Source organism: Nonomuraea sp. NPDC050786 (assembly GCF_040654115.1).
Lineage (GTDB): Bacteria > Actinomycetota > Actinomycetes > Streptosporangiales > Streptosporangiaceae > Nonomuraea.
On the sequence record NZ_JBFAHJ010000003.1, the window covers coordinates 355,687 to 381,720 of the forward strand.

Consider the following 26,034-nt stretch of genomic DNA (forward strand, 5'->3'; position numbering starts at 1 on the left):
CGAGATCATGTCCGCACCCAACGAACGAAACGTCGCCGACATCAGGCGCGCCTTGCTGGAGCGGAAGGTCCGCCAGCGAGTGGCGGAGAAGGCCGAGCGGGAGAAGATCGTCCCCGTCCCGCGTACCGGAAAGATGGCCATCGCCGAACAGCAGCGGTTCCTGTGGTTTCTGCACCAGATGGTCGCGGGCGCACCGGTCTACAACGTCCCGTTCGCGATGCGCCTGCGCGGGCCGCTCGACGTGGCCAGACTCTCCGAGGCGCTGCGCGGGATCGTCGCGCGGCACGAGAGCCTGCGTACGCGGTTCGGCGATGAGCACGGCGTGCCCTTCCAGACGGTCGATCCGCCACCCGAGAGCTGGGACCTGCCGGTGACCGACGGGAGCGAGGAGTCCATTCAGGACTGGATCGACGGGCAGGTGCGCGAGGAGTTCGACCTGCGCAACAGCCCGCCGTACCGGTTCGGCCTGCTGCGGCTGGGCCCTGAGGACCATGTGCTCTCCATCGTCTGGCATCACATCGTCATCGACGGATGGTCCTCGCGCCAGTTCGCCGAGGAGCTGACGGCCCGCTACGCCGATCCGGAGGGCGCGGACTTCCCCGAACTGACCCTTCAGCCCGCCGACTTCGCGGCGTGGCAGCGGCTCTGGCTGCTCAGCGATGAACCGGCCAAGCAGATCGAGTACTGGCACTCCGCGGTGGACGGGATGGAACCGCTGGAGTGGCGTACCGACCGGCAGCGCCCGTCGGCGCCCACCGGGGCCGGCCGCATCTACGAGACCCGCCTGCCCGACGACCTCGCACGCGGGATCCGCGATCTGGCCAAGGCCGAGGGCGTCTCCCTGCTCGCCCTGACGATGGCCGGATACCAGGTCCTGCTGAACCGCTACACCGGCCAGCAGGACATCGCGCTCGGGTCGGTCCTTTCCGGGCGGACGCGCTCGGAGATCGAACCCATGATGGGGTTCTTCGCCAACACGGTGGTGGTCCGCGGCGATCTCGGGGGCAACCCCGTCTTCCGCGACCTGGTGCACGCCGCCAACGACAACATCCTCGAGGCGATGGCCCACCAGGACGTGCCGTTCGGCCGCCTGGTGGAGGAGCTCAAACCGGAGCGGCTGCCGGGGCGGAATCCGCTGGTCGCGCACCTGTTCACGCTGCTGCCCGAGCAGATGATCGCGCGCTGGCGCCTGCCCGGCGTAGAGGTCGAGATGCTGACCCCGCAACCGGAGACGACCCGGTTCGACATCACGTTCCAGATCAACGACCTGCCGGACGGCGGCTTGGGCGTGTGGATCGAATACTCCTCCGAGCTGTTCGACCACGAGCGCATCGAGCGGCTGGTGGAACACTTCACCACGGTCATGGGCGACGCCCTGTCCAGGCCGGACGCTCGCGTGGACTCCTTGGACATCATGTCCGACGACGAATATCTGCGCGTGCTCACCGCATGGAATCCCGAGCCGGGCGAGCGGGACGAGCGCCTGCTGCACGAGCTGGTCGCGGCGCGCGCGGCCGAGGCGCCCGACGCGGTCGCGATGCGGTTCGCGGGAGAGGACCTCACCTACGCGCAACTGGACGAACGGTCCAGCCGGCTGGCGCACGCGCTCGTCGAGGAGTTCAAGGTGGCGCCGGGACGCGTGGTCGCGGTGCTGCTCGAGCGCGGCTTCGACCTGCCGGTCGCCGAACTCGGCGTGCTCAAGGCGGGCGGGGCGTGGCTGCCGCTCGACCCGCAGTATCCGCCGGAGCGGCTGGCCTACCAGCTCGGCGACGCCGACGTGGCGGCCGTGCTCACCACGTCGGATCTGGCCGGCGGCGTGCCCGCGGACGTGGCGCGGCTCCTGCTGGACACGGACGCGCTCGACCGATGGCCGGCTTCGCCGCCGTCGGTGCAGGTGTCGCAGGAGGACACGGCGTACGTCATCTACACCTCGGGCTCGACCGGCACCCCCAAGGGCGTCATGGTCCCGCACCGGGCCGTGGTGAACTTCTGCACCACCTTCCAGCAGATGTTCTCGGTGACGCCGGACGACCGGATCCTGCAGTTCTCCAACCCCGCCTTCGACGTGAGCGTGTCGGACGTGTTCTCGACGCTCACCGCGGGCGGCACCATCGTGGGCGCGCCGCGCTCCGAACTGCTCGACCCGGAGAAGTTGCAGGGGCTGCTGGCCCGCGAGCGGGTGACGATGGTCGACATCCCGCCCGCCGTGCTGGGGTTGCTCGATCCGTCCGCCCTCGACGATCTGCGGGTGTGCTTCATCGGCATGGAGCCGTTCGGCGCCGATCTGGTCAACCGGTGGAGCAAGCCCGGACGCGAGTTCCACAACGGGTACGGGCCGACAGAGGTCACGGTGACCTGCGTGGACTACCTGTGCCCGCCGGAGCCGTTGGACGGACCGCCGCCGATCGGCCGGGCGATGGCCAATCAGCGGGCCTACGTCCTGGACAAGGCACTGCGGCCGGTGCCGGTCGGCGTACCCGGGGAGCTTTACATGGCAGGCGCCGGTCTGGCCATCGGCTACCTCGGCCGGCCCGACCAGACCGCCGAGAAGTTCCTGCCCGACCCGTTCGCCACCACCCCGGGCGAGCGCATGTACGCCACCGGCGACCTGGTGCGCTGGAACTCCGACGGCAATCTGGAGTTCCTGGGCCGGGCCGACCGCCAGGTGAAGCTGCGCGGGCTGCGCGTGGAGCTCGGCGAGATCGAGCACGCCATCGAGACCTTCGACGGCGTGCGGCAGTGCGTCGTGACCGTACGCGACCAGGGCACGTCCTCGGCCTGGCTGGCCGCCTACGTGGTCGGCGAGTTCGAGCAGGACGCGCTCCGCGAACACCTGAGCGGGCTGCTCCCCCTGCACATGGTGCCCACCGACTATGTGCGCCTGGATCAGCTCCCGCTGACCTCGACCGGGAAGGTGGACCACGCACGGCTGCCCGATCCGCGCCCCGACGGCGGTGCGGGACAGGTCGAGCTGAGCACCGAGACGGAGCGCCGGGTGGCCGAGATCTGGCAGAGCCTGCTGAGCCTCGATGCCGGCAGCATCGGCGCGCAGGACAACTTCTTCGTCCTCGGCGGCAACTCCCTGCAGGTGACCCAGATGATCTCGCGGGTGCGCGACGCCTTCCAGGTGACACTCGACCCGCGGCGGCTGTTCAGCTACCCGCTGCTCAGCCAGTTCGCCGCCCAGATCGACGACGCGCAGCGCGCGTTGCTGGGCGACGACGAGGTGGCGCGGCTGGAGGCGCAGATCGCCGATCTGCCCGAAGAGGAACTCGATCGGCTCCTGAAGGAGTCGAGCTGATGACCGCTTCGCGTCCCGCCATCCTGGCGGAGAAGCGGCGCGCGGTGCTGCACCTCCGGCTACGGCGCAAGCGGGAGGAGGCCCTTGCCCGGCAGGGGACCTCCTCCGCTCCGCCGGAGGGGCGGCCGGGCTCCCCGCTCGTGCCGCTCCATCGCGCGGGTTCGAAGCCGCCGCTGTTTCTCGTGCACGCCGCGGGCGGATCGGTGGCGCCTTACGTCCCGCTGGCCCCGCTGCTGGGCGACGACCAGCCCGTCTACGCGCTGGAGGATCCCGGCCTGCACGGTGCCGCGACCGAGGGCCGGGGGCTGCCCGATCTCGCGGCCACCTATCTGGCCGCGGTCCGCGAGGTCCAGCCCGACGGGCCGCTGCAGGTGGGCGGCTGGTCGGTGGGTGGCGCGGTGGCGCTCGAGATGGCGCGTCAGGACGGCGATGTCGCGCTGACGTTCGTGCTCGACACCGCCATCCCCGACGAACCCTCCCATCCCCGCGACGATGAGCTGAACGCGTGGTTCGCCGCCGACGTCACGGCCATGGGCGCCGAACCGGATGAGCCCGAGCTGGCCGAGCGGTTCCCGGTGTTCGCCGCGAACGTGCGTGCGCTCCTGACGTTCCGTCCGTCGCGCGTGGACAGCCGGGTGGTGCTGCTGCGCGCCGAGGAGTCGGCGGCCGGGAGGATCGACCGGTGCCGTGCCTACGCGGATGAGACCCATGTGGTGCGTGGCGACCACTACACCATGCTCCGACCCCCACACATCGAGGCGCTGGCGGAAGTCATGCGCGACAGATCAAGCGAGGTGAGTGTCCGATGATGCCGGCCTTCACGCCGGAACAGGACAGCTTCCGGAAAGAAGTCTGCAAGCTGCTGTGCGAGGACGCGGTACGCGCGGAGATCGCGCAGTCCCGGCGGATGCCGTACGGGGAGGAGAGCGGCCTGCTCGACGTGCACCGGCGGCTCGGCAAGCTCGGGTGGCTCGCGATCAACTGGCCCGAGCGGTACGGCGGCGCGGGCGCGACGATCGTGGAGAAGGCGATCCTCACCGAGGAGATGATCCGCCACGGCGTGCCGGAGAACGTGCACTCCCTGGGCATCGACATCGTCGGGAACGCCATCCATCTGTTCGGCACGCAGGAGCAGAAGGAACGGTTCCTGCCGGGCCTCGCGCGCGGGGAGATCACCGCCAACGTGCTGTTCAGCGAGCCGGACATCGGATCCGACCTGGCGTCGCTGGGCACGCGCGCCGAGCCGGACGGCGACCACTGGCGCCTGTACGGCCGCAAGATCTACAACATGAAGGCGCAGCACAGTGATTTCGCGCTGTGCGCGGCCCGCACATCCTCCGGCCCGGTGAACTTCGCCGGGATCACGCTGTTCCTGGTGCCGCTGCAGAGCATGGGCGTGGTCATCGAGCCGGTGTGGAACCTGTCCGAGGAGCGGTTCGACCTCGTGACACTCGACGGGATCCGGGTCGGGTCCGAGGACGTGCTCGGCGAGGTCGACGACGGCTGGCAGGTGCTGGGCAAGGTGCTGCCGCTGGAGCGTACCGGGTTGGACCACTCCGCCAAGGCGGAGCGCACGCTGGCCGCGCTGCGTGAGCACGCGCCGCCCGGGTGCGAGCAGCGGCTGGTGCAGCTGGAGACGCGGGTACGCGCGGCGCGGCTGCTGGCCTGGCGGTGCGTGGCCAACCTGCAGGACGGGCGGCCCGACGAGGTGCACTCGGCGACCGCCAAGTGGTACACCTCGGAGACGGCCAAGGAAGTGTCGGTGGCGGCGGTCGAACTGCTCGGGCCGCGGGCGCTGCTGGACGCGCGCGACCCTGCGGCGATCGCCGAGGGCGTCTTCGACGCCGGGTTCCGGGAGGCTCCTGGGCTGACGCTCGCCCAGGGTTCTTCGGAGATCATGCTCTTCTCTGTCGCCACATCGAAATTGGGGTTGCCGTCATGACCGCAGTGGAGACCACGGCGATTGCCGACTTCTTCGACGAGGATCTGGCACCGCTGGTCCGGCGGATGGCCGATCGGCCGCGCGCCGAGGGCGGGGACGACGACAGTCGCGAGGTCCGCGCCATGGTGTGGGAGGGGCTGGTCAAGCTCAACGCGCTGGACTCCTCCGACACCGTGCGACTGGCCGAGCTGCTCGGGTCGGTGCTGTACCAGGGTCCGCTGCTCGACACGCTCACCGCGCGAGAGCTGCTGCCCGACCACGACCTCGGCCAGGCGCCGGTGGCACTGGCGGTCGCCGACGAGCCATGGACCGAGCAGAACGGTGCGATCTCCGCGCGGCGGGCCTTCGTCGGGTTCGCGGCGGAGGTGGACCACTTCCTGGTGGGCGGCGTCGACGGCGCCGGGCTGCGCCTGGCGCTCGTACGCGCCGGCCACCCGTCCATCACGATGCGGCGGTACGAGGAAACGAGCCGGGGCGAGGCGTACGAGGTCGAGTTCGCGGGCACGCCCGTGACCACGTGGGCCGGCTCCGCCCCCGAGTGGGAGGCGGCATTGGCCAACGCGCGGGTGCGCCAGGCGGCGTACCTGGTGGGTCTCGCCCAGGCCGCGCTCGACCACGCCGTCGACCACGCCAGGACGCGCCGCCAGTTCGGCCAGCCCATCGGCAAGTTCCAAGCCCTGGCGTTCCGGCTCAGCGAACTGTCGATGCACATCGACGCGACGCGCCTGCTGGTGCACGACTCCGGCGCGGCCGCGCACGCGGCCGCCGTCCTCGCGGCGGCCTCGGATCTGGCCCGCACCGTCACGACGCAGACCATGCAGATCAACGGCGCCGCGGGCATGCGGTCGGACAACGACGCCCAGTTGTACTACAGGTGGGCGGCGTTCGAATCGGTGCGACTCGGCACGCCGTACCGGCTGCGCGGCGAAAGCTGGGAACGGCGATGACGGAGACCGCGGCGAACGGCCGGCGAGTCCTTCGCACCCGCGGCACTGCGGGTGCGGCTCGACCGGCCGACCCGCACCCCCGGCTCCACCTGGCCGGATGGTCCGCAACAAACGATGTGGCGCAGGAAGAGAAGACCGATGGACCTGGTGATACAGAAGTACGGCGGAACATCACTAGGTGACGCGAGCAAGATCCGGCGCGCGGCGCGGCGCATAGCCGCCGCGGATGGGCCCGTGGTCGCCGTGGTCTCCGCGATGGGCCGCACCACCGACTCCATGCTCGGCCTGGCCCGCAGCCTCACCGACAACCCGCAGGCCCGGGAGCTGGACCTCCTGCTCAGTACCGGCGAACAGGCCTCCGCGGCCGCGCTCGCCCTGGCGCTGCACGAACTGGGGGTGCCCGCCCGTTCGTTCAGCGCCCACGACGGCGGCATCATCACCGACGGGGTGCACGGTTGTGCACGTATCGTCAATGTCGACCCTGCCCCCATCCGCGAATGCGTCCGGTCCGGCCTGGTCCCTGTGGTGACCGGTTTCCAGGGCATCGCCGCGGACAGCGGCGAGCTCACCACCCTGAGCCGAGGCGGCTCCGACACCACCGCCGTCGCCCTGGCCGCCGCGCTACGGGCTGCGGCGTGCGAGATATTCACCGACGTCGAGGGGGTGTTCACCGCCGATCCCCGACATGTCGCCGAGGCCCGCAAATGGGACCACCTCTCCTACGAGGACATGGCCGAGCTGGCCGCCTGCGGCGCCACGGTGCTCGCCCATTCCAGCGTCGAGTACGCCGGCATCCATCGCGTTCCGGTCCACGTCCGATCCAGCATGGCCGAGACCGCCGGCACGTGGGTGACCGACCTTCCCGCGGCGGCACTCGACAGCGAGCGATCCACCGCCATCGGCGTCGTCCACCGGACCGATCAACTCCGATGCCGGCTCGACGGCGTCGACCCCGCCGCCCTGACCACGATCGCCGCCGCGCTGGCCGATCCGATGCTCCCCGTCGACATGCTCGACCACCTGATCACCGACACCCCCGGTTCGCTCCGTTTCCTCGTCAACGCGACCGACCGGGACCAGATCGACGGGGTGCTCACCGACCTGCGCGCGGCCAACGCCTTCGCCGGATGCCAATGGTCCGGCCCCATGGGGAGAGTGTCACTGGTGGGCCGCGGTTTCTGTCCGCACCAGCCCGAGGTGCGCCTTCTGCTGGACACGCTCACCACCCACGGCGTCATCGTGCGGGACGTGACCGTCCATGCCCGGCGGATCTCCATCACGTGCGCCGAGCACGACGTACTCAACGCGCTGACGCATCTTCACCGCCTGTTTCTCGGCTCCCTCGGGGAGGCCCACACGCCCGCTCCGGAACCGACTCGGGTCCGCCCATGGTGCACTGCCCGATCGGGATGACCCATCACCAGAGGGGGCCGCCTGACCTATCGGAGCCGACGGCCGGCAGGAGCGAAAGGAACGGAAATGAAGCAAGCACCGTCACCGGCAACTGTTGAGAGCGAAGTCCGGTCCCGGCAGTTCTGGCAGCTCATCGTCATCTGCGGCACCCAGTTCCTGGTGGCTCTTGACTATTCCATCATCAACGTCGCCGCCCCCAGCATTCTCAAGTCCATGGACTTCTCGTCCGGGCTCGGCGTCGCCTGGGTCCTTTCCGCCTACCCGCTCGCCTTCTGCGGCTTCCTCCTCCTCGGGGGCAGGGTCGCCGATCTGTACGGAAGGAAGCGAGTGTTCATCTGGAGCCTGGCCGGCTTCCTCCTTGCTTCGCTGCTCGCGGGGCTTGCCTGGTCTCCGGCCTCTCTTGTCGCGGGCCGCGCCCTGCAAGGGGTGGCCGCCGCGTTCATCGCCCCGGCGGGGCTGGGGCTGCTCCAGGCGGCCATCCCGGAAGGACCGCAACGCGAACGCGCTCTCGGCATCTACGGGTCGGCCCTGTCGGCGGGGTTCGTCGCGGGCATGGTGCTCGGGGGCGTTCTCACCGAGTTCGCCGGCTGGAGGTCCGTCTTCCTGATCAACGTACCCATTGTCCTGGTCTTCGGTCTGCTCGCGAGAGCCCATCTCGACGAGAGCCGGGACAGGCACGCATCCCGCGACCTCGACGTCACCGGTGTCGCCCTGGCAACCACGGGCATGGTCGCGCTCGTGTTCGCCCTCACCGAAGGGGAGAAGTACGGCTGGACGTCAGCTCCGATCCTGCTCTCCGCGGTGATCGCGGTGCCCGCGGTCGCCCTCTTCATCTGGGTGGAGTCCAGAAGACACAACGCCCTCGTGCCGATCTCCATCTTCCGCCGAGCCGCCATCGGCGCGGCCAACCTGGTCACCATCCTGCTGATCTGCTCGTACGGTGGAATGCTGTTCGTTCTCACCCTCTACCTGCAGACGCATCTCGGTATGGGGGCGCTCCCGACCGGCTTGACGTTCGCGGTCTCGGGCGTGATCGCGATCGTCACCGGAATCTACGCGGGTAAGTTCGTCGAGCGCTTCGGGCTTTACCGGGTGCTCCTTCTCGGGATCGTCATCGAGACGTTCGGCATTCTGATCATGGTGGGACTGCCGGAGGGTCACGGGCTCGCCCTCGTCCTGATCGGCACCTCCGTGAACGCCTTCGGCCACATCATCGCGCTGATCACGACGAGCATCGCCGGCACGAACGGCGCCGAGGAGGGGCGGCAGGCCACCGCCGGCGCTCTGATCAATGTCTCCCAGCAGCTCGGGCTGGCCGTCGGTGTCAGCGTGGTGACCGCGGTGGCGGCCCACTTCGCCGCCTCCGGTGGACCCGAGGCCACTCTGGAGGGCTGGCGCTGGGCCCTGTGGTGCTCCGTCGTGTTCGCGGTCGGGGCGATCATCACGACCGTCCTGCTCCGGAGACGTTTCCAGGGGGAGGTCGCATAGCGGCTCTTCCCAACGCCGGAGAAACCATTTACATTCGGGAAGATGGTTACTTTGGGCGCTGAGGTCCAGGCGCCGTGGCAGGACGCCCACTTCGTCGGCGGCCACCCGGTGCTGGATCTCACCAATACCGTCTTCGACCGGAACCACCCGGTGGAGGACGGCGAGCTGCTGAAAGAACCCTCGGACGTCCTGACGTGGTGCGCGTCCGCGGGCCTGGTCGAGACGGTGCCGCCGCTGCCGGAGGCCTCCGCGAGCGGTCTCGTGCCGGAGGTGCAGGCAGTCCGCGAACAGGCGTGGGCCATCTTCAGCGCGATCGCTCATGGCGAGTCCGTACCGCCCGATCCGTTCGGCGCGCTGCTCGAGCGGGCCGGGAGAGGCGTGCGGGCGGGACAGGTCAAGCAGATCGGCGCCACGCCTGACCGCTTCACCGCGGACTGGACGGCGCCGGGAGCGATTCCCGCGGCCTTGTCCTTGCTGGTGGTCAACGCGGTGTTCACGCTTCCGCACGACCGGATCCGGGCGTGCGGAAGATGCGGCTGGCTGTTCCTGGATTCCTCGCGGGGTGGCCGGCGTCGCTGGTGCAGCATGAGCATTTGCGGAAATCGCGAGAAGGCGCGCCGTCACCGTCAGAGCCGGACGCGGCCCTGATCCGCCGCGCGCCTTCTCGCGATCTCCGGTGTCACCCGAGTTTCCGCCGCATGATCGGCCGATCCTTGCGCGGGCGCGCCACCTCGGAGAAGCCGGCCTTGAGGAAGGCGCTGGCGATCCCGGTCATCGCCGTGTCCGCGCCCGCGCGTTTCCCGTCGCGAGGTTCGACCGGATAGCCCTCAGCGGTCGTGTAACCCGCGGAGGCGGCATAGCCACAGACGGCTTCCAGAATGGCCGGCAGCAGCCCGGAGCCCCGATGCTTCTTGTGGACGAAGACGCACGCGAGCGCGCAGACCGGCTCGTCGTCGATGTTCGACAGGAGCGGCGAGCGCTCGAGTCTCGGGAACGAGGAGCGCGGCCCGAGTGAGCACCATGCCACCGGCGCGTCTTCGTCGTAGACGATGACGCCGGGCGCCGGTTCGCGCTGGGCGAGACGGCTCATGGCCTTCTTGTTCCCCTCGCCCTTTCCCTCCGTCCACTCGGCAATGGAGAGCCGCCAGTGCATGCACCAGCACCCGCGGGCGCCTCCGTTGTCTCCGAGAACCGTCTCGAAGTCGCTCCAGGTCTTCTTGGAGAGTTCTCTGACCGTCAGGGAGCCGGCCGCTTTCTGCTTGCTACGAGCGTTCATCGCCGCACCGCCAATCTGGTTGGAAGGCTTGCTGGAGGGCTTCCCCGGAGGGCTGGGATACTGCCTGACGAAGAATAACCGTTATGATGTTTTTACAGGTTACTCCGGGGCAGCAGAGCCGCATCGTTCATCAGGCATTTCTGCTCAACGACGACGGAGGGCCGAGACTTGGCCGAAGAACACGTCCTGGACAGGCTCGAGGCCGAGGCGATCCACGTCCTGCGTGAGGTCGCCGGGGCATTTCGCCGGCCGGTGTTGCTCTACTCGATCGGCAAGGACTCCTCAGTGCTGCTGCACCTGGCGATCAAGGCGTTCGCGCCCGGTCAGATGCCGTTTCCCGTGCTGCACGTGGACACCGGCTGGAAGTTCCGCGAGATGATCGCCTTCCGGGACGACACGGCCCGGCGGCTGGGGCTCGACCTACGGGTGCACACCAACCCCGAAGGAGCCACGCCGTTCACCCACGGCGCGCACGAGTACACGCGGATCATGAAGACCGTCACGCTGCGCCGGGCGCTCGACGACAGCGGGTTCGACGCGGCGATCGGCGGCGCGCGGCGCGACGAGGAGCGGTCGCGGGCCAAGGAGAGGATCTTCTCGCTGCGTGAGCCCCACCACCGCTGGGAGCCGCGCTCGCAGCGTCCGGAGTTCTGGTGGTCGGCCAACACCGAGCTGGCCGACGGCCAGACGATGCGGGTGTTCCCGCTGTCGAACTGGACGGAGCTGGACGTCTGGCGCTACATCAGGCGGGAGGACATCCCCGTGGTGCCGCTGTACTTCAGCGCACCGCGCCCGGTCGTCGAGCGGAACGGCTCATTGATCATGGTGGACGATGAGCGCTTCCCGCTGTTACCCGGCGAGCAGCCGCAACTGCGCCACGTACGGTTCCGCACCCTCGGCTGCTACCCGCTGACCGCGGCCGTCGAGTCGAAGGCCGCGAACCTCGACGAGATCATCGACGAGATGCGACTCGACCGCAGGTCCGAACGCGCAGGCCGGCTCATCGACGGTGAGGGCGGCACATCCATCGAGAGCAAGAAGTCTGAGGGGTACTTCTGATGATCTCCATGCTTCGAGTGATCGCGTGCGGGTCGGTCGACGACGGCAAGTCCACCCTCATCGGCCGGCTGCTCGCCAACACCGGCAGCGCCACCGAGGAGCAACTGGACTACGCGCGGCGGACCAGGCGCGGCGGTTCCACGATCCCGGCCGGAGAGGTGGACTACTCGCTCCTGACCGACGGGCTGGAGGCCGAGCACGAGCAGGGCATCACCATCGATGTCGCGTACCTCTTCCTGGACCTGCCGTCCGGGCGGCGGGTGATCATCGCCGACGCGCCGGGACACGAGCAGTACACCCGCAACATGGCTGTCGCGGCGTCCACCGCGGACATCGCCGTACTGCTCGTCGACGCCACCAAGGGGGTCCGCGAGCAGACCCATCGGCACCTGGCGATCTGCGCGCTGATGGGCGTGCGGGCCGTCATCGCGGTGGTCAACAAGCTCGACGCGATGGGCTACGACCAGGCGGTGTTCGACAAGCTCGCGAGCGAGGTGCTGGCGGCGGCGGGCGGGTTCGACATGGCGGCGACCGTGATACCGGCCAGCGCGCTCAGCGGGGACAACGTCGTCGAGCGGTCGCCGAATCTGCCTTGGTACAACGGGCCGACGCTGCTCGACGCGCTGACGACCTGGGAACCGTCGCGACCGGAGAGCACCGACGACTACCGGCTGCCCGTCCAGTACGTGATTCGCGCGGACGACTTCCGCGGTTTCGCGGGCACGGTGGTCGGCGGCCCGGTCCGGCCGGGCGACACCGTCGCGGTCGCCGGCGGCGGCGCGGCCTCGAAGATCGAGCGGGTTCTCGGCCCCGGCGGCGGCGACCTCGACCAGGCCGGCCCCGGCACCCCGGTGACGGTGACGCTGGCCGACGACGTCGACGTCCGCCGCGGAGATCTCCTGACCACGCCGGACACCGCCGGCAACGAGCTGTCCCCGGCGACGGCGTACTCCGCCACGTTGGTCTGGACCGCAGAGGAGCCACTGCGGCATGGCCGCTCCTACCTGCTGCTGGCCGGATCGCGGACCGTGCCAGCCATGGTCACGAACGTGCGCGGCCGGATGGAGGTGATGTCCGGCAAGCAACTCGCCGCGCGCACCCTCGGCCTCAACGACATCGGCACCGTCGAGCTGACCACCGACACCCCGGTCAGCCTGGACAGGTACGAGGCGTGCCGCGACACGGGCAGCTTCCTGCTCGTGGATCGGGTCAGCAAGGAGACCGTGGCGGCCGGCATGGTCCGGCACGCGCTGCGGCGCGGTCGCAACGTCGTGCCACACTCCTACACCGTCGACCGCGACGCCAGGCAGCGGCTGAAGGGGCAGCGAGCCATGGTGCTGTGGCTGACCGGTCTGCCGGGCGCCGGCAAGTCGACGATCGCCAACGCCGTAGAGCGGCGGCTGCACGGCATGGGGCTGCACACGTATGTGCTCGACGGCGACAACGTCCGGAGCGGGCTGAACAAGGACCTCGGGTTCACCCCCGAAGATCGCTCGGAGAACGTGCGCCGGGTCGCCGAGCTGGCCCGCATCCTGCTGGACGCCGGGCTGATCGTGATCGTCGCGCTGGTGTCGCCGTACCGGGCGGACCGGGCGACGGCCAGGAGCCTGTTCCAGCCGGACGATTTCGCCGAGGTCTGGGTGAACACCCCGGCCGAGGTGTGCGTGCGCCGCGATCCGAAGGGCCTGTACGCTCAGGCGAAGCTCGGCCGGCTGCCGAACATGACCGGCCTCGGCCAGATCTACGAGCCTCCGGAGCACCCCGACCTGGTGGTCGACGGCTCGGGTTCGCTCGACGACGTGACGGACGAGCTGTGCGCCCTCCTGGACCCCGCACCGGGCGAGCCCTGACGCACGGTGGCATGGCCGGGGCCTGCTTCGCCGTCAGCCACGGTGCGCCCGAGCCCGTGACGAGGCGACGCGGGCCCTCCAGCCTTGCACTATTTTCTGACCAAGGTGAAACTTTCCTAATTCCACGGAAACCTTGACGCAACACGTGCTCCCGATCCATAGTGAGCCAACAAACCCCACAAGCCCGATCCACGGATGGCGTACAGCACACCAGAATGTTAGCGCTAACAGAACAATTGCCCTTTCCACCCCTGTCGTAATGTCGCAGGTCAGCGGGCATATCGCCGAAGGCCCGGCCGCACGGTGGCCGCTCGCGCCTTTCGGTTGAACAACCCATGCCTGAAAAATCCCCGGCATTCCGCGGCGCCCCCTGAAAGGCAGAGGTTCATCATGATTGCCCGGTCCGGATTACGGCAACTCAAAAAGGCACTGCTGTCCGCGGGTGCGGCCGTCGCGCTCGCCGCCGGCCTGCTGGCCGGCATCTCCACGCCGACACAGGCCGCGACGTCCCAGTCGTGTGACATCTACGCCTCCGGCGGGACCCCGTGCGTGGCGGCGCACAGCACGACCCGCGCCCTGTACGGCTCCTACAACGGCCCGCTCTACCAGGTGCGCCGCGCTTCGGACAACACCACCCGGGACATCGGCCTCCTGAGCGCGGGCGGATACGCCAACGCCGCCACGCAGGATTCGTTCTGTGCCGGCACCACCTGCCTCATCACCATCATTTACGACCAGTCCGGCCGGGGTAACCACCTCACCCAGGCTCCCCCCGGCGGGTTCCAAGGTCCCGCTCCAGGCGGGTACGACAACCTCGCGAACGCGACCGCGGCGCCGACCATGATCAACGGCCACAAGGCGTACGGCGTCTTCGTCGCCCCCGGCACCGGCTACCGCAACAACAACACCAACGGCGTCGCCAGGGGGGACCAGCCGGAGGGGATGTACGCGGTCTTCGACGGCACGCACTACAACGGCGGCTGCTGCTTCGACTACGGCAACGCCGAGACCAACAGCCGTGACAACGGAAACGGCACCATGGAGGCCATCTACTTCGGCAACATCAAGGTCTGGGGCTACGGCACGGGCAACGGCCCCTGGGTCATGGCCGACCTCGAGAACGGCCTGTTCTCCGGAGTGAACGCCGGCTACAACGCCAACGACCCGAGCGTGAACTACCGGTACCTGACCGCCATCATCAAGGGCGAACCCAACCACTGGGCGATCCGAGCCGGCAACGCGCAGTCGGGCAACCTGTCGACCTTCTACAACGGACCCCGCCCCAACGTCGCGGGCTACAACCCGATGAAGAAGGAGGGGGCCATCATCCTCGGCATCGGCGGCGACAACAGCCACGGCTCCGCCGGCACCTTCTACGAGGGCGTGATGACCTCCGGCTATCCGACGGACGCCACCGAGAACGCGGTGCAGGCCAACATCGTCGCCGCCGGATACACGACCTCGACGGGCGGCCCGGGCGGAACGCTGACCCCCGGCTCGTCGATCTCGCTGCGCGCGACGACGGCCTGCTGCACCGGCCGCTACATCCGCCACCAGAACGACCAGGTCATCACGTCGGTGATCACCTCGTCCAGCTCGTCCGGCGACAAGAGCGACGCCACGTGGATCGTACGCAACGGCCTGGCCAACAGCTCCTGCGTGTCGCTGGAGTCCAAGAACTACCCCGGCGACTACCTGCGCCACCAGAACTACCAGTTGTACCGGCAGCACAACGACGGCAGTTCGCTGTTCGCCTCGGACGCCACCTTCTGCCCGCAGGCCGGCCAGAACGGCCAGGGCGTCTCGCTGGCCTCCTACAACTTCCCGGACCGGTACATCCGCCACTACAGCAACACCGTCTACATCGCCAGCAACGGCGGCTCGCACACCTTCGACAGCACCTCGCTCTGGGCCGACGACGTGAGCTGGGTCGTCGCCTCGCCCTGGGCATAGCCGCCGGCTCCTCCGCCCTTACTCGGGCGGCGGGGCCACCGAGGCGCGCTGGATGAGATGGGAGCGGAGGGTGTGCATGGTGCGGGCCGGCTCGGCGCCGCCCAGGATGTCGAGGAGGACCTCGGCCGCCTTGGCGCCGAGCTGGTGCACCGGCTGGGCGATCATCGTCAGGGGCGGGTCCATGACCGCCGCCCACGCGCTGTCGTCGAACCCGATCAGCGCCACGTCGTCCGGGTACGACAGCCCCGCCTTCCGCAGCGCCCGCAGGGAGCCGGTCATGCCGTCCGTCTCCGTGCAGAACACGGCGGTGACCCGGTCGGGGAGGGCGAGCATGCGGCCGACCTCCCCCACCACCCGCTCCTCCGTCTTGGGCCCGACCATCACGAGCTCGGGGTCGAACGGGATGTGCGCGTCGTCGAGCGCGTCGAGATAGCCGCGCAGCCGCTCGCCGTCGGTCCACAGGCTGGCGGAGGCCGCCGCCAGCAGCTCGCGCCTGGTCGACGGCGGCTGCGCCACCGGCGGACCCCACACGAACCCGATGCGGCGGTGGCCGGCCGCGATGAGCACCTCGACCGCCTCGCGGGCGGCGTCGCGGTTGTCGATGACGACCGCGTCGAGGTCGAGGGCGGCCACCGCGCGGTCGACGAGCACGACGGGGATGCCCCGATCCATGGCCGCCCTGATGTGCGCGACCTGGTCGCGGTCGAGGGCGGCCGAGGAGACGATGACGCCGTCGACCCGCTTGTCGATGAGCACGTTGGTGGCCGCGATCTCCTGCTGGAGGTTCTCGTACGTGCTCAGCACGATCACGTCGAACCCCCGCGCCCGCGCGGTGTCGGAGATCCCCCGCAGCAGCCCCGCGAAGAAGGGATTGCCGATGTCGGCCACGATCACGCCGAGGGTGTGGCTCACGCCGGTCGACATGCTGCGCGCGAGCGCGTTGGCGCGGTAGCCGAGTTTCTCGGCCGCCGCGAGCACCCGCGCGCGCAGCTCGGGGCTGACGTATCCGTAGCCGCCGAGCGTACGGGCCGCCGTGGCGCGGCCCACGCCGGCCTCCGCCGCGACCTCGGAGATCGTCGGCCCCTGGCCGCGGTCCGCTGGCATGGATCCCTTCCCCCGTTCCTGATCAGCCCATCACATCGTAGTCAGCCGGCCATGGCCGAAGGCGCCCTCGACGAAGCACTGGTCGCGGGCCGATTCGGCCCCGCGGCGCAGCGCCCGCGCGATCTGATCGGGCTCCGGCCGGTCCGCCGAGGTCCAGCCGTCGCGCAGCAGCGAGGCGGCGAACCCGGCGAGGAAGGCGTCGCCGCACCCCATCGTGTCGACGATGCCGTCGGCGTGCCGCGCGGGGGCGCTCACCGGGGCATGGCCGTCGTGGGCGATGGCGCCGCCCACGCCGCGGGTGCCGACCGCGAGCCGGGCGCCCCGCCGTACCGCCTCGGCGAGGAGGTCGGCGGTGGCGGCCTCGTCGAGGTCGGAGCAGGACAGCAGCACGAGGTCGGCGTGCGGGCAGACGCGGTCCAGGTAGTCGGGAGCGCGGTACTCCTCCTCGCTGGACAGGTCGAAGCTGACCAGCGTGGGGAGCGCGGCCAGCTTCGGCAGCTCGGGTTCGCTGCGCGAGTAGACGCTCGAATGCACGAGGTCGAAGCCGCGCACGTAGCCGAGCAGGCCGTCGTCGAGCACCAGGGGCTCGCGGACGGTGACGCCGCCGCCGTTCCAGCCGACGAAGACGCGGTCGCCGTCGTCGACCCGGAGGTGGGAGACGCCGCTCTCGCCCTCCCGGATGACGCACCGGTCGATGGAGACCCCCTCCGCGGCGATCGACTCCCGCAGGAAGGCGCCGAGCGAGTCGTCGCCGAACACGCCCAGGTACGCCGACTCGAGGCCGAGCCGGCGGGCGTAGACGGCGACGTTGACGCTGTTGCCGCCGGGGTAGTCGATGCCGCGGTCGATGAACCGGTCGACGATGTTGTCGCCGAAGCCGAGCACTCGCATCAGGGCCTCAGTAGTCCATGACCCGGTAGTAGCGGCGCAGGTCGAGGGAGTGGTCGCGGACCCGCTCCAGGTGCTTGCTGACGCGGCTCATCACGGTGTCGAGGACGAGGGGCGCGAGCAGGCCGCGGAACTCGGGGCTGATCCCGGTGAGCGGGTAGTCGCGGGTGTCGAAGACGGTCACGTCCTTGGAGACGCGCCGGGCGAAGGCCTCGGCGCGGTCGGTGAGCGCCCGCGTCTCGTCCTCACCCTGGAAAATGATCACGCTGGTGTTCTCCTCGAGCAGCTCGAGCGAGCCGTGGAAGAACTCCGCGCTGTGCACCCTGGTGGTGCGGAGCCACTGCATCTCCTCGAGGATGCACATGGAGTAGAGGTACGTGAACCCCCAGAGGTTCCCGCCGCCGATGAGGAAGTGGTAGTCGTTCTCCTTGTGGGCCTCGGCGAAGGCGGCGGCCACCGGCTCGGCCTGCTTGGCGACCTCGACGAGGATCCCCGGGATGCCCTCGAACTCGGCGGCGAACTTCTCGTACCCCTCGAACTCGCCCCGGCGGGAGAGCAGCCGCGTCATGAACAGCAGCAGCTGCATGTCGAAAGGCCAGGTCTTGGGCTGTGAGACGAGCGCCGTGTCCACCTTCGTGGCCACGGGCGAGTCGGGGTAGCCGGTGAAGGAGACCGTGTAGGCCCCCTTGGACTTGCAGTACTCGATGGCGCGGATGGTGTCGTCCGTGGTGCCGGAGACCGAGGTGAAGACCGCAACGGTGTCCTCGCCCAGGCGGGCGTCACCGGAGACGATCAGCTCGGCCGCGATCGCCGCGCGCACGTCGAACGTGGAGCTGCGCCGCGCGAGGTGCTCGTACGGCCACATCTGGGCGTAGGTGCCGCCGGCGCCGACGAGGAGCACGTGCTTGAACCCCTCGTTCACGAGCCGGTCGACCAGCTCCTCGATCTGTGGGCGCAGGCCCACCGCGCTCGTCACCTGGGAGACAAATTCCGGCTCGTTGAACCCGAGCATCTTCGCATCCTTTCCCGGGGAAATGTCACGTGACCGATCTGATACCGGTATCACGCGGCAGTCACGTTGGCACAGCGAGCCGCGATCCGTCAAACACCAAAGCTATGAACAGGGATTACAACGGCAGATTCGGGCTGCGACAGAAAAGATCTTGGCGCTAGGGCTGGTACCGGTATCAGACGCACTGTAGGGTCGGCCAACACCAAAGGCGTTCCTGAAAGAGAAAGGAAGCCCATGCGCCCTCGCGCACTGCCGACGTTCGCGGCACTCATCGGGACCCTCACGCTGGCCGCATGCTCCGGCGGCGGCGGCTCCGCGCAGGCCCCGGCGGCCGACGCGGCTGCCAAGCCGGACTTCTCCGGCACGCTCAGCGTGCTCACCAAGTTCGCCGGCGACCCGACGGACTCCTACTTCGAGAGCCTCGCGGCCGAGTACCAGAAGCAGCACCCGCAGGTGAAGGTCGAGCTCATCCAGGAGACCGACCAGAGCGTCAAGGACAAGCTCAAGACCCTCACGGCCTCGGACGCGCTGCCCGACGTCTACTTCACCTGGACCGGCAACTGGGCGGACAACTACATCCGCGGCGGCCGCGCCGCCGACCTCACCAAGGTGATCGGCCCGGACACGGAGTGGGGCAAGACGTTCAGCCCCGGCTCGCTGGCCGCCTTCGCCCGCGGCGGCAAGAACTACGGGATCCCGCTGTACGGCAACGGCAAGTTCATGGGCTACAGCAAGAGCGCCTTCGCCAAGGCCGGGGTCGAGGTGCCGAAGACGTTCGAGGACCTCATCGCCGCCTGCGGACCGCTGCGCAAGGCCGGGTACGAGCCCGTCGCCTTCGGCAACAAGGACGGCTGGCCCGCCCTGCACTACCTGCAGCAGCTGTTCGCCTACAACGTGCCGGACGCCGTGCTCCAGGCCGACTTCGTCCCGGAGACGGCCAAGCTGGACAACCCCGGCTACGTCACCGCGCTCAACCAGTTCAAGACGCTGGTCGACCAGTGCACGGACACGAAGAGCGGCACCAACGGCGTGCTCTACTCCTCCGCGCAGGAGGCCTTCGCCAACGGCAAGGCCGCCATGTACTACCAGGAGATCCTGGAGTTCGACAACGCGACGTCGAGCAAGCTCAAGCCCGAGGACTTCGGCATCTTCCAGCTCCCGGTCCCGAAGAACGCCCCCGGCGACCCGACGGTGCTGGAGGGCTCGCCCGAGGGATACCTGGTCAACGCCAAGTCGCCCAGGATCCCGCTCGCCGTCGACTTCATGAAGTTCGTCACGAGCGAGAAGAACGCCAAGACGCTCTCCGCGCCGCCGTACGGGCAGCCCAGCACGGTCGTCGGAGCGGTCACGCCGGAAACCTCAAGCAAGGCCGTCTACGAGGGCATCCAGCAGGTCAACAAGGCGCCGAAGCTGGCCATCTGGCTCGACATGGTCACCGTGCCCGAGGTGGCGGACGCGTGGCTGGCCGGCGGCGAGGCCATGGTCAGCGGCGACAAGACCGCCGAGCAGGTGCTCGAAAGCGTGCGCCAGGCCTCGGCCCAGGCCAAGTAGGGGAGAGCGTACGTGCGCGCCACGCTCAGGCTCGTGTGGGTCCTGCCGGCCCTCGTGCTGGTAGGAGTGTTCGTCTACCTGCCGCTCGTGCAGAACCTGCAGTTCAGCACGCTCAAGTGGGACATCTACAGCGGCAGCCAGGAGTACGTCGGGCTCGACAACTACGTCAAGCTCGTCGACGACCCGGTGTTCTGGACGTCGCTGGGGAACAACGTCCTGTACGCGGTGGTCTCCGTCGTGTTCCAGGTGTTCGGCGCGCTCCTGCTCGCCGCGCTCATCGAGAGCATCGGCAGCGAGCGGTGGCGGCGTGGCCTGCGCGCGGTCTACTTCATCCCCTCGGCGATCTCGCTGACCGTCTCCGGGCTGCTCTTCTACTTCCTGTACGAGCCGAACCTCGGCCCTCTCAACCACGCCCTGAAGGCGGTGGGCCTCGGCCAGTTCGCCCAGGCGTGGCTGGGTCAGGAGAGCACGGCCATGTCCGCGATCGTCGCGATGAGCCAGTGGCAGGGCTTCGGCTACTCCACGCTGCTGTTCGCGGTCGCGATCCAGCGCATCCCCTCGGAGATCTACGGCGCCGCCGCCATCGACGGCGTCGGCGCGGTCCGCCGGTTCTTCCACGTGACGGTGCCGCTCGTGCGCGAGATGACCGGGCTCATGGCGATCGTCACCATCTCGGGCGCCTTCCAGGTGTTCAACGAGGTCATGGTGATGACCGCCGGCGGGCCGAACAACTCGACCCAGGTGCTGGGCACCTGGCTGTACCGCAGCGGGTTCGTCCGCAACAACTTCGGCTACGCCGCCGCGATCGCGAACGTCCTGTTCCTGATCACGCTCGGCATCGCGGTGGCGCAGCTCTGGGTCACCCGCAGGAGAAGGGTGGAATGGTGACGCGCCTGAGCTTCCTCGGAGTGATCGCCCGCGTCTTCATGTGGGCCTTCCTGCTGTCCCTCGCGGTGGTCGTGCTCTATCCGCTGCTGTGGATGACGCTCAACGGGTTCAAGACCAACGCCGAGCTCTTCGGCGACCCGTTCGCGCTGCCCCTGCACTGGAGTTTCGAGAACTACGCCAAGGCGTGGAACCGCGGCGTCAGCGACTACCTCACCACCAGCGTGCTGGTCACGCTGACCTCGACGGTCGCCACCGTGTTCGTCAGCGCGTGGGCCGCCTACGGCCTCACCCGCGTGAACATCCCGCTCAACAGGACGCTCACGGCGGCGATACTCGGCGGGCTCATGCTCGCCCCCACCGTGGCGCTCGTGCCGCTGGTGAAGATGTTCCAGGCGATGGGGCTGTACAACACGTTCTGGGCGCTGCTCATCCTCTACACCGCCTTCCGGGTGCCGTTCACGACCTTCCTCATCCGCGCGTACATGATCGACCTGCCCCGCGAGGTGGACGAGGCGGCCGAGATGGACGGCGCGGGCCGGTGGACGGCGTTCTGGCGGATCATCCTGCCGATGTGCAAGCCGATCCTCACCTCGACGATCCTGCTGCACATCCTCTTCACCTGGAACGAGTACCTCTTCGCGATGATCTTCACCAGCGGGACCGGCGTGCAGACCCTGCCCGTGGGCCTGACGAGCCTGATGAGCAAGCACGGCACCGAGTACCCGGTCGTCTTCGCCGGGATGGTGATCGCGGCGCTCCCCGTGGTCCTGCTCTTCTTCCTCGGCCAGCGCTACATCATCAAGGGTCTCGCTGACGGAGTCGGCAAGTAGGCCCGCTGACGGAGTCGGCAAGTAGGGGCGGCTCAGGCCGCGGCCCACTCGAGCAGCCGCCCCACCGGCCAGGTGTTGACGATCCGGTCCGCCTCGACGCCGCATCTCGCCGCGCGCTCGCAGCCGTACCGCTGCCAGTCGAGCTGCCCGGGCGCGTGGGCGTCGGAGTCGATCGCGAACACGCACCCCATCTCGTACGCCAGCCGCATCAGCCGCTTGGGGGGATCGAGACGGTCGGGCCGGGAGTTGATCTCCACCGCCACCCCGAAGCGGCGGCACGCCTCGAAGACCAGCTCGGCGTCGAACGACGACTCGGGGCGGCGCTCGCCACGCTTGCCCCCGGCCTGCACCACCCGTCCCGTGCAGTGGCCGAGCACGTCCACCAGGGGGTTGGCGATGGCGGTGACCATCCGGCGGGTCATGTCCTCGCCGTCCATGCGGAGCTTGGAGTGGACGCTGGCCACCACCACGTCCAGCCGTCCGAGCAGCTCGTCGGTCTGGTCGAGCGAGCCGTCCAGGTTGATGTCCACCTCGATGCCGGTCAGGATCCTGAACGGGGCCAGCCGCTCGTTCAGCTTGGCCACCACGTCGAGCTGACGTTCCAGCCGCTCGGCCGACAGCCCCTTGGCGATGCTCAGCCGGGGTGAATGGTCGGTCAGCGCCAGGTAGGAGTGGCCGAGCCCGATGGCCGCCTCCGCCATCTCCTCGATCGGCGAGCCGCCGTCCGACCAGTCCGAATGGCTGTGCAGGTCCCCTTTCAGCGCGGATCGCAGGGCGGCGGTCTCCTCGTCGAGCTGGACTCCGGCGGTCGCCCGCATTCTGCGCAGATAGGTCGGAACCTGGCCCTCCAGCGCTTCGTTGATCACCAGTGTGGTGACCTTCCCGATGCCCGGCAGGTCACCGAGTCCGCCGGTGCGGGACAACCGCACCAGCTCGTCCCCGGGCAGGTCGGCGACGACCTCGGCGGCGCGGCGGAAGGCTCGCACGCGATACGTGGGCTCTCCGGCGCGCTCCAGCAGGAAGGCGATCTCGCGTAGTGCCTCAACCGGTTCCATGGGTCACTTCATACCCCCCGGCAGCCGGCACCCGCCAGATCGGCCACCTTCCGGATTGAACGCGGACAAGCACCACCGATAGGCTGATCGGCCCAGGAAAGCAGGAGCTTGATGGCACCACCGCCCCAGCACCAAGACGCGCCAGAGCGCAAGTCGTCCAAGGCCGTCGTGCTGACAGTCCTCGGCGCGCTGTCCGTGACGATGGTCGCCGTCTGGGCGATCGCCGAGTCCAACGACGACGACGTCACCGCCGACTGCGTCCTCCTCGTGGAGGAGGACACGCCCACGCTCACGACCGACGGCGCCACGCCGACTCCCGACCCGGGCTCCTACCAGGTCGTGGACGACTCCTACTGCGACGACGACGACAACAACAGCTCGTACCGGCTCAGCAACGGCGGCTCGCACGGGGCGTACCACTGGTACTACGGCGGCACCAGGAGGGGCGACCGGGTGTACAACGGCAGCACCTACCGCCCGTCCGACGTGACCATCAGCAGCCGCTCGGGGAAAGAGATCCAGCGCGGTGGCTTCGGCAACCGCTGGAGCAGCGGGAGCTGACACATGCGCCGTGAGCATGGCACTCCCAGGCCGGGCTGGGAGAAGACGATCGAGAGCCAGGGCCTGGCCTACCACCGGGCCGCGCACCCGTCGGGGCTGGCCCGGCCCTACTGGGACGAGTCCGTGCACTACGTCTTCTCGCTGGACGAGGTGGAGGCGCTGGAGGAGCAGGTCGGAGAGCTCCACGAGATGTGCCTGAGCGCCGCCGAACACGTGGTCACGACGGGGCGCTTCGCCGATTTCGCCATCCCCGAGTGGGCGTGGGAGGAGGTCGCGCGCTCGTGGGAGCGCCGCGACCCGCATCTGTACGCCCGCTTCGACCTGCGCTACGACGGCACGGGGCCGGCGAGGTTGCTGGAGTACAACGCCGACACGCCGACCTCGCTCGTGGAGTCGTCGGTTGTGCAGTGGTTCTGGCTGCAGGACGTCCACCCGGGCGCCGACCAGTGGAACTCCGTCCACGAACGGCTCATCGAGCGCTGGCGCGAGTTGCGGCTGCCGCCGGGGCCGACGCACTTCGCGTTCACGAACGCGGACGAGACCGGCGAGGAGGCCATGACGGTGGCCTACCTGCAGGAGACCGCCGAGCAGGGCGGCCTGCGGACGATGGCCATCGCCATGGAGGACATCGGCTGGGACTCACTCAACCGCCGCTTCGTGGACGTCGAGCAGCGCCCGATCCGCTCGGCGTTCAAGCTCTACCCCTGGGAGTGGATGCTGGCCGACGAGTTCGGGCGGCACGCCGTACGGCACGCCACCTGGGTCGAGCCGCTGTGGAAGACGCTGCTGTCCAACAAGGCGCTGCTGGCCGTCCTGTGGGAGCTCTTCCCCGGCCATCCCAACCTGCTGCCCGCCTACCTCGACGGGCCGCGCGAGCTGACCTCCTACATCGCCAAGCCGCTGCTCGGCAGGGAGGGCGCCTCCATGCGCATCGTCACCCCCGAGGGCGTCCAGGAGACGCCCGGCTCCTACGGCCAGGAGGGCTACGTCTTCCAGGGCTTCGAGGCGCTGCCCGAGTTCGAGGGGCAGCGGCCGGTGCTCGGTGCCTGGGTGGTCGCCGACGAGGCCGCCGGACTGGGTATCAGGGAGACGAGCGGCCTGATCACCGACGACACCTCCTCGTTCGTCCCCCACCTCATCGCCTGACCCCCTGAAGAGGAATCACCGTGACCCTTCTCGAGACCCTCGCCCGCGGCGCCGGCGCCATCGCCGCCTACGCCGCCGTCGGCGTGATCCTGATGATCGTCGGCTTCTACGTGATCGACTGGGCCACCCCCGGCAAACTGAGCGAGATCATCCGCACCCAGCGCAACCCCAACGCCACGCTGCTCACCACCTCCGCCCTGGCCGCCGTCGGCCTGATCGTGGCCTCCTCCATCTGGGCCTCCGGCGGCCGGCTCGCGGAGGGACTGGCGGGCACGGCCGTGTTCGGCCTGGTCGGCATCGTGGTGCAGACCGTGGCGATGCTGGTGTTCGACCGCGTCGTGGGCATCTCCGTACGCGACCTGGTGAAGGAGCAGGAGCTGCAGCCGGGCGCGCGGCTGCTCGCCGTCACGCACGTGGCGATCGGCCTCATCACCGCGGTCGCGGTCATCTAGCCGCCCGTACGTACGGCGTCCTGACCGCGGCAGAGCGGCCGGCGGCCGTCGCGGCGTCGCGACAGGCACCGAGCGGCCGTCGCGGTCATCCGGGCGGAGCTGGCACTCTAGGAGGCGTGACAGACCGGACCCGCGAGGACACCACACGCAGGCTCGAGCGGGCCATGGGCTCGCTCGGCACGGCCGCGATGGCTCGCATGGACGAGCAGCTGCCGTGGTTCCGCGCGCTCAGCGCGGAGGACCGGTCGTGGGTGGGGCTCGTGGCGCAGGCCGGCATCGCCGCGTTCGTCGAGTGGTTCTCGACCGCCGGCGAGGATCGCCCCACCCCCAGCATCGAGTTCTTCGGCACGGCCCCGCGCGAGCTCAAGCGCTCCATCTCGCTCCAGCAGACCGTCGACATCGTCAGGGTCGTGGTCGAGGTGGTCGAGGCGCAGGCCCACGAGCTGGCCGCGCCCGGCGGTGAGGACCAGCTCCAGCAGGCGATGCTCCGCTACACCCGCGACGTCGCCTTCGCCGCCGCCCACGTCTACGCCCGCGAGGCCGAGGCCAGGGGGTCGTGGGACGCCAGGCTCGAGGCCCTGATCGTGGACGCCCTCGTACGCGGCGAGGTCGACGACGGCCTGCACTCCTGGGCGGCCGCGCTGGGCTGGACCTCCTCTCCCGTGGTCGTCATCGCCGGCCACGCCCCCGACGACGATCCCCGCGCGGTGATCGACGGCCTGCGGGAGAAGGGCCGCCGCATCGGCATGGACCTGCTGGCCGGCGTGCAGGGCGACCGGCTGATCGTGATCGTGGGCGGCGCGGGCAGCGTCAACGACGCGGCCAAGCAGGTCGTGCACCGCTTCGGGATGGGCCCCATCGTCATCGGCCCCGAGGTCGCCGACCTGCACGCCGCCGCGAGCTCCGCCAGGGCGGCGCTGGCCGGGCTGAAGGCGTCGTGCGGCTGGCCCGACGCGCCGAGGCCGGTGCACTCGGAGGAGCTGCTGGCCGAGCGGGCGCTCGACGGCGACGACGACGCCAGGCAGCAGCTCATCGAGAACGTCTACCTGCCGCTCGCCGGCACGCCGCTGCTCGACACGCTGGCCACGTACCTGGAGCAGGGCACCTCGCTGGAGGCGACGGCGCGGCTGCTGTTCGTCCACCCCAACACCGTCCGCTACCGCCTGAAGAAGATCACCGAGCTGACCGGATACCAGCCCACCGAGGGCAGGTCGGCCTTCACTCTCCAGGTCGGACTGATTCTCGGGCGGTTGTCGGAGAGCGCCGAAACATGGCGCGCCCTAACGTAATGGCGGCGAAACCCCCACTGTAGGCTTCC

The 26,034-nt window shown here is 69.4% G+C and carries 22 protein-coding genes; 17 read left to right on the forward strand and 5 right to left on the reverse strand.

Annotated features, from left to right (window positions below):
* Positions 1-7: 7 nt before the first annotated feature.
* From AB0H84_RS09250 to AB0H84_RS09280, 7 genes are all read left to right on the forward strand, one after another.
* On the forward strand, positions 8-3,301 hold the full coding sequence (locus AB0H84_RS09250; protein WP_357600587.1) for an amino acid adenylation domain-containing protein: 3,294 nt from the start codon (positions 8-10) through the stop codon (positions 3,299-3,301).
* Complete coding sequence (locus AB0H84_RS09255) at positions 3,301-4,110, forward strand: alpha/beta fold hydrolase (RefSeq protein ID WP_357600590.1); 810 nt, start codon at positions 3,301-3,303, stop codon at positions 4,108-4,110. The genes AB0H84_RS09250 and AB0H84_RS09255 overlap by 1 nt, the downstream gene beginning before the upstream one ends.
* Entirely contained in the window at positions 4,107-5,243 is a 1,137-nt protein-coding gene (locus AB0H84_RS09260) for an acyl-CoA dehydrogenase family protein (RefSeq protein WP_357600592.1), read from the forward strand. The genes AB0H84_RS09255 and AB0H84_RS09260 overlap by 4 nt, the downstream gene beginning before the upstream one ends.
* Complete coding sequence (locus tag AB0H84_RS09265; protein ID WP_357600595.1) at positions 5,240-6,190, forward strand: acyl-CoA dehydrogenase family protein; 951 nt, start codon at positions 5,240-5,242, stop codon at positions 6,188-6,190. Before AB0H84_RS09260 ends, AB0H84_RS09265 begins: the two co-directional genes overlap by 4 nt.
* A 138-nt stretch (positions 6,191-6,328) precedes the next feature.
* Positions 6,329-7,603 (forward strand): aspartate kinase, encoded by a 1,275-nt coding sequence (locus tag AB0H84_RS09270; protein WP_357600598.1) that lies wholly within the window; start codon positions 6,329-6,331, stop codon positions 7,601-7,603.
* A gap of 66 nt (positions 7,604-7,669) precedes the next feature.
* Entirely contained in the window at positions 7,670-9,091 is a 1,422-nt protein-coding gene (locus AB0H84_RS09275; RefSeq protein ID WP_357600601.1) for an MFS transporter, read from the forward strand.
* A gap of 42 nt (positions 9,092-9,133) precedes the next feature.
* Entirely contained in the window at positions 9,134-9,739 is a 606-nt protein-coding gene (locus tag AB0H84_RS09280; protein ID WP_357600604.1) for a CGNR zinc finger domain-containing protein, read from the forward strand.
* A gap of 31 nt (positions 9,740-9,770) precedes the next feature.
* On the opposite strand, the gene AB0H84_RS09285 is transcribed toward AB0H84_RS09280, so the two are convergent.
* Positions 9,771-10,244, reverse strand: a complete 474-nt coding sequence (locus tag AB0H84_RS09285; protein WP_357600607.1) for a GNAT family N-acetyltransferase — start codon at positions 10,242-10,244, stop codon at positions 9,771-9,773.
* 252 nt (positions 10,245-10,496) lie between these two features.
* Between AB0H84_RS09285 and cysD the strand changes: the two genes are divergently transcribed.
* The 3 genes from cysD to AB0H84_RS09300 all read left to right on the forward strand — a co-directional run bounded on the left by cysD (position 10,497) and on the right by AB0H84_RS09300 (position 15,229).
* The gene (gene cysD / locus AB0H84_RS09290) at positions 10,497-11,426 is read left to right on the forward strand and encodes a sulfate adenylyltransferase subunit CysD (RefSeq protein ID WP_357600979.1); all 930 of its coding nucleotides are present in this window, start codon (positions 10,497-10,499) and stop codon (positions 11,424-11,426) included.
* 8 nt (positions 11,427-11,434) lie between these two features.
* Positions 11,435-13,276: an adenylyl-sulfate kinase gene (gene cysC / locus AB0H84_RS09295; protein ID WP_357600609.1), complete on the forward strand. Its 1,842-nt coding sequence runs from the start codon at positions 11,435-11,437 to the stop codon at positions 13,274-13,276.
* Between the two features lie 390 nt (positions 13,277-13,666).
* Positions 13,667-15,229, forward strand: a complete 1,563-nt coding sequence (locus AB0H84_RS09300) for an alpha-L-arabinofuranosidase B (RefSeq protein WP_357600611.1) — start codon at positions 13,667-13,669, stop codon at positions 15,227-15,229.
* 18 nt (positions 15,230-15,247) lie between these two features.
* Here AB0H84_RS09300 and AB0H84_RS09305 read toward each other — a convergent pair whose 3' ends face one another.
* Genes AB0H84_RS09305 through AB0H84_RS09315 form a run of 3 tightly spaced genes read right to left on the reverse strand, consistent with a single transcriptional unit; the run spans position 15,248 to position 18,233 of the window.
* On the reverse strand, positions 15,248-16,333 hold the full coding sequence (locus AB0H84_RS09305; protein ID WP_357600614.1) for a LacI family DNA-binding transcriptional regulator: 1,086 nt from the start codon (positions 16,331-16,333) through the stop codon (positions 15,248-15,250).
* 30 nt (positions 16,334-16,363) lie between these two features.
* Positions 16,364-17,224 carry a PfkB family carbohydrate kinase gene (locus tag AB0H84_RS09310; RefSeq protein ID WP_357600617.1) on the reverse strand — a complete coding sequence of 287 codons (861 nt, stop codon included), beginning with the start codon at positions 17,222-17,224 and terminating at the stop codon, positions 16,364-16,366.
* Between the two features lie 7 nt (positions 17,225-17,231).
* Complete coding sequence (locus AB0H84_RS09315) at positions 17,232-18,233, reverse strand: SIS domain-containing protein (protein WP_357600619.1); 1,002 nt, start codon at positions 18,231-18,233, stop codon at positions 17,232-17,234.
* Between the two features lie 234 nt (positions 18,234-18,467).
* Between AB0H84_RS09315 and AB0H84_RS09320 the strand changes: the two genes are divergently transcribed.
* Genes AB0H84_RS09320 through AB0H84_RS09330 form a run of 3 tightly spaced genes read left to right on the forward strand, consistent with a single transcriptional unit; the run spans position 18,468 to position 21,502 of the window.
* Complete coding sequence (locus tag AB0H84_RS09320; protein WP_357600622.1) at positions 18,468-19,784, forward strand: ABC transporter substrate-binding protein; 1,317 nt, start codon at positions 18,468-18,470, stop codon at positions 19,782-19,784.
* A 12-nt stretch (positions 19,785-19,796) separates the two neighbouring features.
* Positions 19,797-20,672: a sugar ABC transporter permease gene (locus AB0H84_RS09325; RefSeq protein ID WP_357600625.1), complete on the forward strand. Its 876-nt coding sequence runs from the start codon at positions 19,797-19,799 to the stop codon at positions 20,670-20,672.
* Entirely contained in the window at positions 20,666-21,502 is an 837-nt protein-coding gene (locus tag AB0H84_RS09330) for a carbohydrate ABC transporter permease (protein WP_357600628.1), read from the forward strand. The genes AB0H84_RS09325 and AB0H84_RS09330 overlap by 7 nt, the downstream gene beginning before the upstream one ends.
* Positions 21,503-21,534: 32 nt before the next feature.
* Here the strand turns inward: AB0H84_RS09330 and AB0H84_RS09335 are convergent, their stop codons facing one another.
* A complete protein-coding gene (locus AB0H84_RS09335) occupies positions 21,535-22,557 on the reverse strand; it encodes a PHP domain-containing protein (RefSeq protein WP_357600631.1) in 1,023 nt (340 codons plus the stop codon).
* A 111-nt stretch (positions 22,558-22,668) separates the two neighbouring features.
* Between AB0H84_RS09335 and AB0H84_RS09340 the strand changes: the two genes are divergently transcribed.
* The 4 genes from AB0H84_RS09340 (at position 22,669) to AB0H84_RS09355 (ending at position 26,005) form a co-directional block, all read left to right on the forward strand.
* Entirely contained in the window at positions 22,669-23,118 is a 450-nt protein-coding gene (locus AB0H84_RS09340; protein ID WP_357600634.1) for a hypothetical protein, read from the forward strand.
* 3 nt (positions 23,119-23,121) lie between these two features.
* The gene (locus tag AB0H84_RS09345; protein ID WP_357600637.1) at positions 23,122-24,264 is read left to right on the forward strand and encodes a glutathionylspermidine synthase family protein; all 1,143 of its coding nucleotides are present in this window, start codon (positions 23,122-23,124) and stop codon (positions 24,262-24,264) included.
* 20 nt (positions 24,265-24,284) lie between these two features.
* Positions 24,285-24,716 (forward strand): DUF350 domain-containing protein, encoded by a 432-nt coding sequence (locus tag AB0H84_RS09350; RefSeq protein ID WP_357600639.1) that lies wholly within the window; start codon positions 24,285-24,287, stop codon positions 24,714-24,716.
* 164 nt (positions 24,717-24,880) lie between these two features.
* Entirely contained in the window at positions 24,881-26,005 is a 1,125-nt protein-coding gene (locus AB0H84_RS09355) for a helix-turn-helix domain-containing protein (RefSeq protein ID WP_357600982.1), read from the forward strand.
* Positions 26,006-26,034: the final 29 nt, after the last annotated feature.